Annotated in this window: 13 protein-coding genes; 6 read left to right on the top strand and 7 right to left on the bottom strand. The window is 69.0% G+C overall.

Annotated features, from left to right (window positions below; all coding sequences use genetic code 11):
- Nucleotides 1–43 precede the first annotated feature (43 nt).
- The 4 genes from AB0B61_RS12210 to AB0B61_RS12195 all read right to left on the bottom strand — a co-directional run bounded on the left by AB0B61_RS12210 (nucleotide 44) and on the right by AB0B61_RS12195 (nucleotide 4,416).
- Nucleotides 44–2,143, bottom strand: coding sequence for a (Fe-S)-binding protein (locus AB0B61_RS12210; protein WP_358431198.1), 2,100 nt, complete (start codon nucleotides 2,141–2,143; stop codon nucleotides 44–46).
- A gap of 115 nt (nucleotides 2,144–2,258) precedes the next feature.
- On the bottom strand, nucleotides 2,259–2,849 hold the full coding sequence (locus AB0B61_RS12205) for a TetR family transcriptional regulator (protein ID WP_358431195.1): 591 nt from the start codon (nucleotides 2,847–2,849) through the stop codon (nucleotides 2,259–2,261).
- The gene (locus tag AB0B61_RS12200; protein ID WP_358431192.1) at nucleotides 2,846–3,595 is read right to left on the bottom strand and encodes a class I SAM-dependent methyltransferase; all 750 of its coding nucleotides are present in this window, start codon (nucleotides 3,593–3,595) and stop codon (nucleotides 2,846–2,848) included. The genes AB0B61_RS12205 and AB0B61_RS12200 overlap by 4 nt, the downstream gene beginning before the upstream one ends.
- An 11-nt stretch (nucleotides 3,596–3,606) precedes the next feature.
- Entirely contained in the window at nucleotides 3,607–4,416 is an 810-nt protein-coding gene (locus AB0B61_RS12195; protein WP_357938832.1) for a sugar phosphate isomerase/epimerase, read from the bottom strand.
- A 55-nt stretch (nucleotides 4,417–4,471) separates the two neighbouring features.
- On the opposite strand from AB0B61_RS12195, the gene AB0B61_RS12190 reads away from it, so the two are divergent.
- The 5 genes from AB0B61_RS12190 (at nucleotide 4,472) to disA (ending at nucleotide 8,631) form a co-directional block, all read left to right on the top strand.
- A complete protein-coding gene (locus AB0B61_RS12190) occupies nucleotides 4,472–5,170 on the top strand; it encodes a class I SAM-dependent methyltransferase (protein ID WP_358431190.1) in 699 nt (232 codons plus the stop codon).
- Nucleotides 5,171–5,362: 192 nt separating this feature from the next.
- A complete protein-coding gene (locus tag AB0B61_RS12185) occupies nucleotides 5,363–5,737 on the top strand; it encodes a MerR family transcriptional regulator (RefSeq protein ID WP_358431187.1) in 375 nt (124 codons plus the stop codon).
- Nucleotides 5,734–6,039, top strand: a complete 306-nt coding sequence (gene trxA / locus AB0B61_RS12180; protein ID WP_358431185.1) for a thioredoxin — start codon at nucleotides 5,734–5,736, stop codon at nucleotides 6,037–6,039. Before AB0B61_RS12185 ends, trxA begins: the two co-directional genes overlap by 4 nt.
- A gap of 50 nt (nucleotides 6,040–6,089) precedes the next feature.
- Entirely contained in the window at nucleotides 6,090–7,508 is a 1,419-nt protein-coding gene (gene radA, locus AB0B61_RS12175; protein ID WP_358431182.1) for a DNA repair protein RadA, read from the top strand.
- A gap of 40 nt (nucleotides 7,509–7,548) precedes the next feature.
- Nucleotides 7,549–8,631, top strand: a complete 1,083-nt coding sequence (gene disA / locus AB0B61_RS12170) for a DNA integrity scanning diadenylate cyclase DisA (protein WP_357938822.1) — start codon at nucleotides 7,549–7,551, stop codon at nucleotides 8,629–8,631.
- A 27-nt stretch (nucleotides 8,632–8,658) separates the two neighbouring features.
- On the opposite strand, the gene AB0B61_RS12165 is transcribed toward disA, so the two are convergent.
- Nucleotides 8,659–9,354: a hypothetical protein gene (locus AB0B61_RS12165; protein WP_358431180.1), complete on the bottom strand. Its 696-nt coding sequence runs from the start codon at nucleotides 9,352–9,354 to the stop codon at nucleotides 8,659–8,661.
- Between the two features lie 78 nt (nucleotides 9,355–9,432).
- On the opposite strand from AB0B61_RS12165, the gene AB0B61_RS12160 reads away from it, so the two are divergent.
- On the top strand, nucleotides 9,433–10,308 hold the full coding sequence (locus tag AB0B61_RS12160; RefSeq protein WP_358431177.1) for an A/G-specific adenine glycosylase: 876 nt from the start codon (nucleotides 9,433–9,435) through the stop codon (nucleotides 10,306–10,308).
- A gap of 93 nt (nucleotides 10,309–10,401) precedes the next feature.
- Here AB0B61_RS12160 and AB0B61_RS12155 read toward each other — a convergent pair whose 3' ends face one another.
- Nucleotides 10,402–11,340 (bottom strand): TIM barrel protein, encoded by a 939-nt coding sequence (locus AB0B61_RS12155; RefSeq protein WP_358431174.1) that lies wholly within the window; start codon nucleotides 11,338–11,340, stop codon nucleotides 10,402–10,404.
- 317 nt (nucleotides 11,341–11,657) lie between these two features.
- Nucleotides 11,658–14,165, bottom strand: coding sequence for an ATP-dependent Clp protease ATP-binding subunit (locus tag AB0B61_RS12150; RefSeq protein WP_358431172.1), 2,508 nt, complete (start codon nucleotides 14,163–14,165; stop codon nucleotides 11,658–11,660).
- Nucleotides 14,166–14,459 lie beyond the last annotated feature (294 nt).

Raw genomic sequence — 14,459 nt, 5'->3', positions numbered from 1 at the left:
GAACTCCTCTACAAGCGCTGTAGAGGAGTCCGACATTCCCCCGTCAGGAGCTGCTTTTAACCGATTTGATCAGGAGCTGGGCCACGTCCACGACCTCGAGGGACTCCTTCGCCTCGCCGGTGTTCTTCTTCTCGTTGATGGCGTCGCCGAGCATCACCATGCAGAACGGGCAGGCGGTGGAGACGGTGTCAGGATTGGTGGTCAGCGCCTCGTCGACCCGCTCGGTGTTGATGCGCTTGCCGATGCGCTCTTCCATCCACATCCGGGCGCCGCCGGCGCCGCAGCAGAAACCGCGGTCCTTGTGCCGGTGCATCTCCTGCGTCTGTACGCCGGGCACCTTCGACATGATGTCGCGGGGCTGGGAGTAGACCTTGTTGTGGCGGCCGAGGAAGCACGGGTCGTGGTAGGTGATCTTCTCCTCGATCGGCGTGATCGGGGTGAGCAGTCCCTCGTCGACCAGCTTGGCCAGCAACTGCGTGTGGTGTACGACCTCGTAGGTGCCGCCGAGCTGCGGATATTCGTTGGCCAGGGTGTTGAAGCAGTGGGGGCAGGTGGCGACGATCTTCTTGACGCCCGCCTCGTTGAGGGTCTCGATGTTCTGCTGGGCGAGCATGTTGAACAGGTATTCCATGCCCAGTCGGCGGGCCGGGTCACCGGTGCACGCCTCCATCGGGCCGAGCACGGCGAACTTCACGCCCGCGATGTGCAGCAGCTCGGCGACGGCCTTGGTGGTCTTCTTGGCCCGGTCTTCGAGCGCGCCCGCGCAGCCGACCCAGAACAGGTATTCGGCGTCCTCGGGCATCTTGTCCTCGACCAGCTCGACCTCGAAGTCCAGCTCGGAGATCCAGTCGGCCCGCTTCATCTCGGACATGCCCCAGGGGTTGCCCTTGTTCTCCAGGTTCTTGACCATCACCCCCGCCTCCGACGGGAACGACGACTCCACCATCACCTGGTAGCGGCGCATGTCGAGGATGTGGTCGATGTGCTCGATGTCGACCGGGCACTGCTCGACGCAGGCGCCGCAGTTCGTACAGGACCACAGGACGTCGGGGTGAATCACACCCTCCTCACCGACCAGCGGCTTGTTCAGCAGCGCCAGCACGTCGGTGTCGGCGTGCTCGGTGGAGGCGGCCATCAGGTAGGGGGCCACCTTGAAGGCGTGGTCGCGCTGGTCGAGGATGAGCATCTTCGGCGACAGCGGCTTGTCGGTGTTCCACGCGGGGCACTGCGACTGGCAACGGCCGCACTCGGTGCAGCTGTAGAAGTCGAGGAAGCCCTTCCAGGTGGTGTCGCCGATCTTGCCCCGGCCGAGCCGCTCGGGGTCCAGGTCCTCGTCCTCGAAGTCCACTGGCTTGCCGTCGACGCGCAACTCGGGCGCGGCGCCCAGGCCGTCGGGGCGGCGGGAGAACAGCACGTTCAGCGGCGCCGTGAAGATGTGCAGGTGCTTGCTGTGCACCACGATGACCAGGAACACCAGCATGAAGCCGATGTGCAGGAGCAGCGCGATCTCCTCCAGCACCGAACTGGCCGGCAGGATCTTGCCCAGGCCCAGCGACGCGAAGGCGCCCGTGGAGTAGGGGAAGTTGCCGTTGGCCGCCGCCGCGCCACGGGCCAGGAACAGCGTCCAGATGATGTTGAAGATCATGAACAGGACGAGCCAGGCGCCCCCGAGGTGGGAGCCGGAGAAGCGGGACTTGCGGCCGAGCGTCTTGGGTGAGTTCTTGATCCGGATGGCCGCGAAGGTGATCAGGCCGAGCAGGCAGGCCACCGCGATGAAGTCCTGCAGGAAGCCGAGCACCGCCCAGGTGCCGATGAGCGGGATGTGGAAGTCGGGCTCGCCGGTGATCGCGCCCTGGATGATGGCGCCGTACGCCTCGATGTAGACGGTCAGCAGGATGAAGAACGCCCACATCACGAAGAAGTGCGCCACACCGGACGGCGTCCACTTGAGCAGCTTCTTCTGCCCGAACACCTCCACCAGCTGAGCCTTCAGCTCATCGCCCGCGTGCGTCTTCGCGTACTCGATCCGTTCGGGCGCGGGCGGGCCCACCGTGGCGAGTTTGTACAGGAACAATGTCCTGCGGCCCGCCACGGCGACCGCCAGGACGGTCATGACGAGCCCGATGATGGCCACCCAGAGCACGGGACCTCCCACTGACGACGTTGGCTGCCAGCGTACGGTGACGTCACCGGCCAGGCACTTCCGGAATCCTACCGACTAGTAACCTTATGGCCGGTGGCGCGCCCAGAACAATGCTCTATCCCGTCAAGTAGCGCTGTATCGTCGGGGCCAGCAACTCGACCAGTTCCTCGGGATCGGCGCTCGCCAGCGGCTCCAGCTTGAGCACGTAACGACCCATGACGATGCCGAAGATCTGCCCGAAAGCGGCCTCGATCCGCAGCGGCGGCACCTCGAGCCGGTCGGCGACCCGGAAGAGCAGGGCGTTTGTGATGAATTCCCGGAACATCATCTCGGCCTGCTGGTTCGTCATGGCCGACCGGATCAGCGCGATCATCGGCTCACGCGTCTCGGGCTGAGCCGTCACCGTCAGGAGCAGCCGGACGAGCCGCTCCCCGATCTCCTCGCGCGGCCCGTCGAGCAGCACCGGCACGACCTGTTCGGGGCTGACCGGCAACTGCATCGCCGCCGCGAACATGCCTTCCTTGGTGTCGAAGTAGTGGTGCACCAGGGCGGGATCGACCTTGGCCTCCCTGGCGATGCCGCGCACGGTCGCCTTGTCGAACCCCTTCTCGGCGAAGACCCGCCGGGCCGCGGCGAGAATCTCCCCCCGCGTATCCGCCGCCCCCGGCCGCCGCCCCGGTCGACGCTTTGTAGGTTCGGTAGTCACCTGCCAACCACCAGGTAGACGCGCATCGGCACGTGCATGACGCCCTCGGGGAAGACCTTGCGCAGTTCCGTCCGCTGTCGCGCGACGAGCTCGTCGGCGGCCTCCGGGGACAGCGCCGCCATGTAGGAATGCGAGCGGAGATCCAGCAGGAAGTCCTCGATGCCGATCAGCCGCGTCCAGGCGATCCAGCGCTCCCCGACCACGTCCAGGGCGGCGGCGATGGGCGGCACGGACCACTCCTCCAGCGCCTGGCCCCAGTAGGTCGGGCACGCCTCCGCCAGCCGCACCTCATAGGCGGCCAGCCAATCGGCCTGAGCGGCGTGGGCGAAGTTCCAGCAGCCCACGATGGCCCCCTCGGGCCGCAGCACCCGCCTGGCCTCGGCGATCGAGACCACCGGGTCCAGCCAGTGCCAGGACTGGGCGTAGGTCACCAGATCGGCGAACCCGTCCGCCAGCGGCAGCGCGTTGCCGTCGGCCAGCACCGCCGCCGTGCCGTCGTCCTCGACCTTCGAGTGCAGGCGGGCCAGCATCTCCGCGCCCGCGTCCACCGCGACCACCCGTGAGCCGCGGGCGCGCAGCGCGCGCGTCAGGATGCCGGTGCCGGCGCCCACGTCGACCGCCGTCGCACCGGCGAACTCGACGCCGGACACCTCCGACAGCGCGTGGTACATCTCGTCGGGGTACGTCGGCCGGGCCGCGTCGTAGGCGTCGGCGACGCTGTCGAACACCTTGCCCAGTTTCCTCATCGGTCCGACGCTCATCGGGCGGCCGCCAGGTAGAGGCGGGCGAAGGCCAAGGCCTCGGCGAGGTCGTCGATCCGCTCCGTACGGCTGGCGGCCTTGCGAGTGTTGATCTCCAGCACGACCAGGCCGCCGTAGCCGGACTTGGCCAGCCGTTCCAGCATGGGCGCGCACGGCTGGTTGCCTCTGCCGGGCACGAGGTGCTCGTCCTTGTTCGTCACACCGAGGCCGTCGGCCAGGTGCAGGTGCGCGAGACGGTCGCCGAGCTTGGTGGCCATCTCCATGGCGTCGGTGCCCGAGACGGCCGTGTGCGACAGGTCGAGCGTGACGTGCGGGAAGTCGTAGTCGGTCGGGTTCCAGTCGGGTGAGTAGGGAACCACGTCGTTGCCCCTGGCCTTGAGCGGGAACATGTTCTCCACCGCGAACGTGACTCCGGTCTCCTCACGCATGCGGGCCAGCCCGGCCTCGAAGTCGCGCGCGTATTCGCGTTGCCAGCGGAACGGTGGGTGCACCACGACCGTCGAGGCGCCCAATCGTTCGGCCGCCTTCTGCGCCTTGACCAGCTTGGCCCAGGGGTCGCGGCCCCAGACGCGCTGCGTGACGAGCAGGCAGGGCGCGTGGATGGCCAGCACGGGGAGTTCGTAATGCTCCGAGAGCCGCTCGATCACGTCGATGTCCTGGCTCACGGGATCGGCGCCGACCATGATCTCGACCCCGTCGTAACCCAGGCGCGCGGCCAGCTCGAACGCGTCGGGGGTGCGTTCTGGATATACCGAAGCGGTGGACAATGCGATCTTCGCACTGGGCACTCGGATGACGTCAGCCACGTTGCCAGCCTAAGCCGGTGACGCCGATCTGGCGCGCGAGCCCTACGGTTGGACCATGCCACGGATCGCCAAGGGCGCCATCCCCAGCCCCAACATCTGGAACTCTCCCCAGGTCTACGAGCTGGAGAATCGCGCCGTCGACCCTGACGGCGCCGCCAACGCGGCGATGCGCGCGCTGCGCTCCTGGGACGGCGCCACGGTGCTCGACATCGGCTGCGGCACCGGCTACCACCTGCCGGCCTTCGCGGCCGAGGCGGCGAAGGTGATCGGCGTCGAGCCGCACGGCGACCTGGTCGCGCTCGCCCGCCGCCGCTGCGCCGCGCTCCCCTCCGTCGAGATCCACGCCGCCACCGCACAGGCCCTGCCCCTGCCGGACGCGTCCGTGGACGTGGCGGTGGCGCGATGGGCCTACTTCTTCGGCCCCGGCTGCGAGCCCGGCTTACGGGAGCTCTCCCGCGTCGTACGGCGGGGCGGCACGGCCTTCGTCATCGACCTGGACGCCACCCGCGGGGCCTTCGGCAGATGGTTCCAGCGCACGGTGCCCACCTACTCCGCCAGAGCGGTGGAGTCCTTCTGGGACCTCCACGGGTGGCAGCGACAGCCGCTCGACCTGCGAATGGCCTTCTCCCGCCGCGCCGACCTGGAGTCGGTGCTGCGCATCGAGTTCACCCCCGAGGTGGCCGCCCAGGCGATCGCCGAGACCCCCGGCCTCGACCTGCCCTACCCGAACGTGCTGCGCTGGCGCTCGTACTAGTTGGCGCGACGCCCACGAACATCCGCCGGGTCTCCGTCCCTCCGCTCCCCGAAGGAGACGTCCCCCAAAGGAACCCCAGCCCCCTTCTTCCGCCCCCTGGAGGGGGTATCCCCCCAGAAGGACACCAACCATCACAGACCATCACCAAGGCGGCTTGACATTGACGTCAGTGTCAACGTCTACCGTGGACCCATGCGCATCGGAGAGCTGGCCGAACGGACCGGGGTGAGCACCCGATCACTCCGCTACTACGAGGAGCACGGGCTGCTCACGGCCAGACGCGGGTCCAACGGCTACCGCGACTACGCGGAGGACGACATCAAGCTGGTGTCCGAGATCCGGGCGCTGCTGTCCGTGGGATTCACGCTGGAGGACACGCGGCCCTTCGTCGACTGCCTGCGCTCCGGCCACAGCACGGGCGGCTCCTGCAGCGAGTCGGTCGCCGTCTACCAGCGCAAGCTGGCCCAGATCGACGACGAGATCCGCGTCCTGCTCGCCCGCCGCGCCGAGGTCGCCGCCCAGCTGGGCGCGGCGTGCCCTGGCTGCGTTCTTAGAGGAGAGAAATGATCGAGCTGACCACCGCGAACTTCGAGGAGAAGGTGCTCAAGAGCGACCAGCCGGTGCTCGTCGACTTCTGGGCCGAATGGTGCGGACCATGCCGCATGGTCGCCCCCGTGCTCGCGGAGATCGAGGCCGAGCACGGTCTGACCATCGGCAAGCTCAACAGCGACGAGAACCCTGAGATCTCGGCCCGCTACGGCGTCATGGGGCTGCCCACGATGCTGCTGTTCGAGAACGGGCAGCCGGTCAAGCAGGTCGTCGGGGCCAAGCCGAAGCGCATGATCGAGGCCGAACTCGGCCTGGCCTGACCGCCCGTACCTGGTGAAGATTGTCGGCGCGGCCCGCTAGCCTGCTCCGCATGGTCAAGTCTGCGCAGAAGCCCGGATACCGCTGCGCCGAGTGCGGGTGGCGCACCACGAAGTGGGTGGGCCGGTGCGGCGAGTGCCAGGCGTGGGGCACGGTCGACGAGGAGGGCGCGCGCGCCGGGGTGCACGTCGTCCAGGCCGGCGCGACGACCGCGCCGGCGATACCGATCGGCCAGGTCAAGGCCGAGATGGCGGCCGCGCGCACGACCGGGGTGAGCGAGCTCGACCGGGTTCTCGGCGGCGGGCTGGTGCCCGGCGCGGTGGTGCTGCTGGCCGGCGAGCCCGGCATCGGCAAGTCGACGCTGCTGCTCGAGGCGGCCGCCCGCATCGCCGAGCGCGACACCGTCCTGTACGTGACCGGCGAGGAGTCGGCGGCCCAGGTGCGCCTGCGGGCCGACCGCATCGGCGCCATCCGCGACCAGCTCTACCTCGCGGCGGAGACCGAGCTGTCGGCGCTGGTCGCGCACGTCGACAAGGTCCAGCCCAAGCTGCTCGTCGTCGACTCGGTGCAGACGGTCGGCTCCGCGCAGACCACCGGCGTGCCGGGCGGGGTGACGCAGGTGCGGGAGGTGGCCGCCAATCTCGTACGGCTGGCCAAGGAGCGCAACATGGCCACCGTGCTCGTCGGCCACGTCACCAAGGAAGGCTCGATCGCCGGTCCGCGCACCCTCGAGCACCTGGTCGACGTCGTGCTCAACTTCGAGGGCGACCGCCACTCCCGGCTGCGGATGGTCCGCGCGATCAAGAACCGGTTCGGCCCCACCGAGGAGGTCGGCTGCTTCGACCTGCACGAGCGCGGCATCGAGGGCATCACCGACCCGAGCGGGCTGTTCGTCTCGCGGCGCAGCCAGCCGGTGCCGGGCACCTGCGTGACCGTCACGGTCGAGGGCACCCGGCCGCTGCCGGCCGAGGTGCAGGCCCTGGTCGCCCGCACCGAGGCACAGCAGCCCAGACGCAGCTCCTCGGGGCTCGACACCTATCGGGTGCAGATGATCCTGGCCGTGCTCGAACGCCGGCTCAACGCCAAGCTGGGGGGCTGCGACGTGTTCACCGCGACCGTCGGCGGCATCAAGCTGTCCGACCCGGCCATCGACCTGTCGGTGATGCTGGCGGTGGCCAGCGCGGCCGGCGACAAGCCACTGCCGGCCGGTCTGGTGGCCATGGGCGAGGTGGGGCTGTCCGGCGAGCTGCGCCCGGTGAAGGACGTCCGGCGGCGGCTGAGCGAGGCCGCCAGGCTGGGGTTCAAGCGCGGGCTGGTGCCCGCCGGCTCCCTCGATCAAGGCACTCGCCGGCGCGACGGGCAACGGGATGGGCAGCGTTCGCTGGTGCCCGTCGGGCCGGTGGCGTTCGCGGCGGGCTTCGAGGTGGTCGAGGTGGAGAACGTCTGGGACGCACTCACGCACGTCACATAGCGCGGCTAAGCTTGGCTTGACTATTCGACACGGGGGTCACGTGCCAAACGACAGGAGTCTCGACGACCGCCGTCGCGAAGCCCTGGCCTCCGTGGCCCCGGGCACACCACTGCGCGACGGCTTGGAGCGGATCCTGCGCGGTCAGACCGGCGGCCTGATCGTGCTCGGCTACAACAAGGTCGTCGAAGAGGTGTCCAGCGGCGGATTCGAGCTCGACGTCGAGTTCTCCGCCACGCGGCTGCGCGAGCTGGCCAAGATGGACGGCGCGATCGTGGTGGGCAACGGCCAGCGGATCGTCCGCGCCGCCGTGCACCTGGTGCCCGACCCGGGCATCCCGACCGACGAGTCGGGCACCCGCCACCGCACCGCGCAGCGGGTCGCCCGCCAGACCGGCCTGCCGATCATCGCGATCAGCAAGTCGATGCGGATCATCGCCCTCTACCTCGACGGCATCCGCTACGTGCTGGAGGAGTCGGCGGCCATCCTGTCCAAGGCCAACCAGGCCCTCGCCACGCTCGAACGCTACAAGCACCGCCTCGACGAGGTCTCCGGCACGCTGTCGGCCCTGGAGATCGAGGACCTGGTGACGGTCCGCGACGTGGCCGCCGTCGCCCAGCGCCTGGAGATGGTCAGGCGCATCTCCGACGAGATCAAGGGCTACGTGGTCGAGCTCGGCACCGACGGCCGGCTCCTGTCGCTGCAGCTGGACGAGCTGGTGGCGGGCGTCGACTCGGAGCGCGAACTGGTCGTCCGCGACTACCTCCCGGCCCCCGCCGGCCGCCGGCACCGGCGCCTCGCGGAGGCCATGCACGACCTCGACCAGCTCTCGGGCGAGGAGCTGCTCGACCTCTCGACGGTCGCCCACGTGCTGGGACACAGCGGCGACGAAACGCTCGACAGCCCGGTCAGCCCGCGTGGGTTCCGCCTCCTGGCCAAGGTGCCCCGCCTGCCCGCCACCGTGGTCGATCGGCTGGTCAACCACTTCGGCGGCCTGCAGAAGCTGCTGGCGGCCAGCATCGACGACCTCCAGGCGGTGGGCGGCGTCGGCGAGTCCCGGGCGCGCAGCGTCCGCGAGGGGCTCTCCCGCCTCGCGGAGTCCTCCATCCTGGAGCGCTACGTCTGACAGGCTCACCATGCTCGGCGGGCCTGCTCAGCGGAGGTGGAAGACGCCCATCGGGCTTTTGAGCTTGCCCATGCGCACCACGGCCACGTAGGTCCCCGGCAGGGCGGCCGGCGGGTCGGTACGGCAGTCGCCGCTGGAGCGGCGCCGATTCCAGTCGAGCGAGCGCACCCACGGAACCCCGCGCTGCAACTGCTTGATCTCGGTCGCCTCGCCGCTGACGCAGTCGGAGGTCGACCAGATCCGGTCCTCCCCGGAGGTGATGCGCACCTCCAAGGAGCGCGGACCCACATCGGCCAAGCACATGACGGGGCCGGTGTTGACCAACGAGATGAGGAAGTTGGGCTGGGCGCCCGCCGCGTAGACGTCCTGCTTGCCCTGCATGCTGAGCACCAGGTCGGCCTCGGTGCAGGGCTCGCCCGGCCGCTTGGGCCGGGTCATGGGCGTGAGCGTGACCTTGCTGGGGCTCGGTGCGGGCGACACCGACACCGACGCCGTGGGGGTGGCCGTGCCCATGGTGAGGGTGCGCAGGCCATCGAGCAGCGGATCCGTCGAGGGCGACGCGCTCGTGGAGGTCTGCGCGCTGGAGGAACGCTGCGGCCCACTCCCCCCGCTGGAACACGCCCAAGCGACAACCGCCACCACGACGAGAACCGCTACCAGCACGCTCATGCGCCGTCGCCAGTAGACGTCTCCGCTGCCGTCACCCATCGTATCCGGATCCATACTCACAGCATGGTAATCCATTGGCCACGGAGGGTGACGACACGCCGCTGGTCGCCATCTCGGCATAGCCTAGGGCGCGTGGTTGAGCCGAACCTCCTACACGTCCCCGTTCTGGAGTGGTACGAGGACAACGCCCGAGACCTCCCGTGGCGTACCCCCGACGCGACACCCTGGGGTGTGCTCGTCAGCGAGATCATGCTGCAGCAGACCCCGGTCGTCCGCGTCCTGCCCATCTGGCACGAGTGGATGGACCGCTGGCCCACCCCGAAGGCCCTGGCCGCAGAGCTCCCCGGCGAGGCCGTACGCCACTGGGGCAGGCTCGGCTACCCGCGCCGGGCCTTGCGGCTGCACGCGTGCGCCAAGGCCATCACCGAGGAGCACGGCGGCGAGGTGCCGTCAGATCACGCGACCCTGCTGGCGCTGCCCGGCATCGGCGAGTACACCGCCGCCGCGGTCGCCAGCTTCGCGTACGGCGGGCGGCACGCGATCCTCGACACCAACGTCCGGCGGGTGTTCGCCAGGGCGGTACGGGCCGAGGAGTATCCGCCGACGGCCACCTCCGCCGTCGAACGCCGCCTGGCCGAGACGCTCCTGCCCGAACTCGGCGCCGCCCGCTGGGGCGTGGCCGTCATGGAGCTGGGCGCCCTGGTCTGCACGGCTCGTACGCCGCGCTGCGCCGACTGCCCGATCGCCCAGGTGTGCGCGTGGCGCCTGGCCGGCAAACCGCCGCACGACGGGCCCGCCCGCAAGGGCCAGACGTACGCGGGGACCGATCGGCAGTGCCGGGGCCGCCTGCTGGCCGTGCTGCGAGCCGCCCACGGCCCCGTACCCAAGGCGGCGCTCGACGTGGTGTGGGACGACCCGGTGCAACGCGAGCGCGCCCTGGACGGCCTGATCACGGACGGCCTGGCCGAGCACCTCGACGACGGCACCTACCGCCTGCCCCACTCCTGACCGGCTCATCCGGCCCTGGCCGCCCGGGGGGGATCGGACCGCCCGGGGGGATCGGACCGCCGAGCTACGAGGTCGGCGAACCCGTGGCCGGGGCTACGCGGCGAGTTGCAGGCCCAGGCCGGTCAGGCTGTTGCGGGCCCAGTCGAGCTGTTCGGCCAGCAGGGACACCAGGGCCCCCGGCCCCTTGGCGCGCCCTGGGACCGCCAGGTTGTGCGTCTCGACCTCGATGTGCGCGCTGCCGCTGACCGCACCCGACAGCATCGCCGCCATCGTGTCGTACAGCACCGCGCCCGTGCTGGGCGTATCGCCCGCGTGGTTGTGCACGTGCCCCAGCTTGACCACCGGTGCGCCCGCGGCGGCCAGCCCGCGCAGTGCCGCGCCCGGCTCCTCGTCGCCGCAGGCCAGATGGCAGGCGTCGAGGCAGACGCCCAGGTGCTCGGAGTCGATCCCGCACACCCGCTCCAGCGCCTGCTCGGTCGTCTCCAGCACGCAGCCGGGCCACGGCTCGAAGCCGACGCGGATGGTCTTGCCGGTGACGCTGTAGATGCCGCGCAGCTCCCTGGCCAGCCGTTCGAGCCGCCGGGTGGCGATGGCGTGCAGGTCGGCGGGCCAGTCGTGGCGCCAGCCGATCGGGATGGTGGAGATGCTGCCGAAGCGTACGTCGTCGGGCAGCAGGAACGCGAGGATCTTGGCCAGCGCCATCGTGTAGCGGTAGCGCTCCGGCTTGGCCCAGTCGGGGCCGGGCACCTCCAGGTTGCGCCCGCCGGTGCCGTTGAGGCTCACCACCTCCAGGCCGCGCTCCTCCAGCGACCTGCGCAGCCGTACGAGCTCGATGCGGTCGGCCGTGAGGTGGTCGGCCACGCCGGGCGAGAGCCACAGCCCCACACCCATGCGCTCGACCCCGAGCCGCTTGCGCACCGGCACCGCGTAGCGGGTCAGGTGCGCGATCAGATTCTCCAGGTCCTCCGCCGGGTGTACGCCTGCGTTGTAGGCGAGGTGAACCAGCGTTCCGTCATCGTGACGCAGACGCATTGAATCCTCCACGGCTTGCATGGTCGTTCCCGTCGCCCGCCTTAGGGATCATGCGGACCTGTCGAGCATGCCTGCTGCCGGGGGGCGCACGCGTCCGCCCTGAGTTGATTCCCTAGTACTCCCCAGGGAGCAGCCCTCACCCTGAAAACGCCGCCTTGGGGACGACTTGGCTGAGACTTGGCATTGCTCTACGCAGTGTAGTACTACTCGCGGTGGCGGTGTACCCAGGTTTCCAAAAATTAGGCAACGACGCAGAAAACGACGGAACCCCCCTGTGAGAGATCACAGGGGGGTTCCTAGGTCGAACTCGGGCGCCGTCAGTTCTTGATCGGCGCCGCGATCGCCGCGGCCGAGTCGGGGACCTGGCTGGACGCCGCGTCCTCACCGACGAAGATGAACTTCGCGTCGTCGCCTTCGCCCTCGATGGTGACCTTGACGATCTGCCCCGGACGGAGCTCGCCGTACAGGATCTTCTCCGACAGCGAGTCCTCCAGCTCGCGCTGGATGGTCCGGCGCAGCGGCCGGGCACCCATGACCGGGTCGTAACCACGGTCGGCGAGCAGCTGCTTGGCCTCGGGCGAGACGTCGAGCCCCATGTCGCGGTCCTTCATCCGGGCGTCGACCTGAGCGAGCATCAGGTCCACGATCAGGATGATCTCCGCCGGCGTCAGCTGGTGGAAGACCACGATGTCGTCGACACGGTTGAGGAACTCAGGCCGGAAGTGCTGCTTGAGCTCCTCCTGGACCTTGGACTTCATCCGCTCGTAGTTGGAGTCGGCGTCGTTGGACTTGGCGAACCCGACCCCGATGCCCTTGGAGATGTCGCGGGTGCCGAGGTTGGTGGTCATGATGATGACCGTGTTCTTGAAGTCGACCACCCGGCCCTGGGCGTCGGTCAGGCGACCGTCTTCCAGGATCTGCAGCAGCGAGTTGAAGATGTCGGGGTGGGCCTTCTCGATCTCGTCGAACAGGACCACGGAGAACGGCTTGCGCCGCACCTTCTCGGTGAGCTGGCCGCCCTCCTCGTAGCCGACGTAGCCGGGAGGCGAGCCGAACAGCCGGGAGACGGTGTGCTTCTCCATGAACTCCGACATGTCCAGGCTGATCAAAGCGTCTTCGTCACCGAAGAGGAACTCCGCCAGCGCCTTGGACAGCTCGGTCTTACCGACACCGGACGGGCCGGCGAAGATGAACGAGCCACCGGGACGGCGCGGGTCCTTCAGCCCGGCGCGGGTGCGCCGGATCGACCTGGACAGGCCCTTGATGGCGTCGTCCTGACCGATGATCCGCTTGTGCAGCTCGTCCTCCATGCGGAGCAGGCGCTGCGACTCCTCCTCGGTCAGCTTGAAGACCGGGATGCCGGTGGCCGTGGCCAGGACCTCGGCGATGAGCTCCTCGGTGACCTCGGCCACGACGTCCATGTCGCCGGCCTTCCACTCCTTCTCGCGCCGCTCGCGCTTGAGCTGGAGCTGCTTCTCCTGGTCACGGAGCGCGGCCGCCTTCTCGAAGTCCTGCGCGTCGATCGCGGACTCCTTGTCCCTGCGGACGTTGGCGATCTTCTCGTCGTATTCGCGCAGGTCCGGCGGAGCGGTCATCCGGCGGATGCGCATCCGCGAACCGGCCTCGTCGATGAGGTCGATCGCCTTGTCGGGCAGGTAGCGGTCGCTGATGTAGCGGTCGGCCAGCTGCGCGGCGGCCACCAGCGCGCCATCGGTGATGGACACCCGGTGGTGGGCCTCGTAGCGGTCGCGCAGACCCTTGAGGATCTCGATCGTGTGGCTGAGCGAGGGCTCGGCCACCTGGATCGGCTGGAAGCGCCGCTCCAGAGCGGCGTCCTTCTCCAGGTATTTGCGGTATTCGTCGAGGGTCGTGGCGCCGATGGTCTGCAGCTCGCCACGCGCCAGCATCGGCTTGAGGATGCTGGCCGCGTCGATCGCGCCCTCGGCCGCGCCCGCGCCGACGAGCGTGTGCAGCTCGTCGATGAACAGGATGATGTCGCCGCGCGTGCGGATCTCCTTGAGCACCTTCTTCAGGCGCTCTTCGAAGTCGCCGCGGTAGCGCGAGCCCGCCACCAGAGCGCCGAGGTCAAGGGTGTAGAGCTGCTTGTCCTTCAGCGTCTCGGGCACCTCGCCCCTGACGATCTTCTGCGACAGGCCCTCGACGACGGCGGTCTTGCCGACGCCGGGCTCGCCGATCAGAACCGGGTTGTTCTTGGTCCTCCGGGAGAGGACCTGCATGACCCGCTCGATCTCCTTCTCACGGCCGATGACCGGATCCAGCTTGCCCTCGCGGGCGGCCTGGGTCAGGTTGCGGCCGAACTGGTCGAGCACCAGGGAGGTCGACGGGGCCGACTCCTGCGGACCGCCCGCGGCGGCCGGCTCCTTGCCCTGGTAACCGTGGAGCAACTGGATGACCTGCTGCCTGACACGGTTGAGATCGGCTCCAAGCTTGACCAGCACCTGGGCGGCCACACCCTCACCCTCACGGATGAGCCCGAGCAGGATGTGCTCGGTGCCGATGTAGTTGTGACCCAGCTGCAAAGCCTCACGGAGCGACAGCTCAAGAACCTTCTTGGCCCGCGGGGTGAACGGAATGTGCCCCGACGGAGCCGACTGGCCCTGGCCGATGATCTCCTCGACCTGCTGACGCACTCCTTCAAGGCTGATGCCCAGGCTCTCCAGAGCCTTGGCGGCTACGCCCTCACCTTCATGGATCAAACCAAGAAGAATGTGCTCAGTGCCGATGTAGTTGTGGTTGAGCATCCTGGCCTCTTCTTGGGCCAAGACGACAACCCGCCTTGCTCGGTCGGTGAACCTCTCGAACATCTCGTCGCTCCTCACAGAGCGGTCAGTCAGGCCGGTAAATCCGGTCCCGTCATCCCGCATGCTAGCCCTGGCTCGGCGAACCGTGCCCACTGCCACTGACACGCTCTATAGCAGAGACGTTCCCCGGGAGCAGGGCGTTCACCCTCTATCCAACTACCGATCGGGGGTTACGTGTTCCCGATACGCCGCAAGCGAACGATGTTTAGGGCGCTTCCGTGAAGCGCCTGGAATTGGTCGCCACGGCACCGGCAGATCAACATGGATCGGCTCGCGGCCGGTGCCGGGGAGAGAGCC

This window comes from Nonomuraea sp. NPDC049158, assembly GCF_040648335.1.
Lineage (GTDB): Bacteria > Actinomycetota > Actinomycetes > Streptosporangiales > Streptosporangiaceae > Nonomuraea.
Note: the sequence above shows the minus strand (reverse complement) of the source record. Positions and strands in the feature narration are given on the sequence as shown.

What these genes read in the sequence shown, in the direction of transcription:
- AB0B61_RS12200 (WP_358431192.1), bottom strand. Translation starts at nt 3,595, where the DNA reads ATGAGGAAACTGGGCAAGGTGTTCGACAGCGTCGCCGACGCCTACGAC.
- AB0B61_RS12190 (WP_358431190.1), top strand. Translation starts at nt 4,472, where the DNA reads ATGCCACGGATCGCCAAGGGCGCCATCCCCAGCCCCAACATCTGGAAC.
- AB0B61_RS12185 (WP_358431187.1), top strand. Translation starts at nt 5,363, where the DNA reads ATGCGCATCGGAGAGCTGGCCGAACGGACCGGGGTGAGCACCCGATCA.
- trxA (WP_358431185.1), top strand. Translation starts at nt 5,734, where the DNA reads ATGATCGAGCTGACCACCGCGAACTTCGAGGAGAAGGTGCTCAAGAGC.
- radA (WP_358431182.1), top strand. Translation starts at nt 6,090, where the DNA reads ATGGTCAAGTCTGCGCAGAAGCCCGGATACCGCTGCGCCGAGTGCGGG.
- AB0B61_RS12165 (WP_358431180.1), bottom strand. Translation starts at nt 9,354, where the DNA reads ATGGATCCGGATACGATGGGTGACGGCAGCGGAGACGTCTACTGGCGA.
- AB0B61_RS12155 (WP_358431174.1), bottom strand. Translation starts at nt 11,340, where the DNA reads ATGCGTCTGCGTCACGATGACGGAACGCTGGTTCACCTCGCCTACAAC.
- AB0B61_RS12150 (WP_358431172.1), bottom strand. Translation starts at nt 14,165, where the DNA reads ATGTTCGAGAGGTTCACCGACCGAGCAAGGCGGGTTGTCGTCTTGGCC.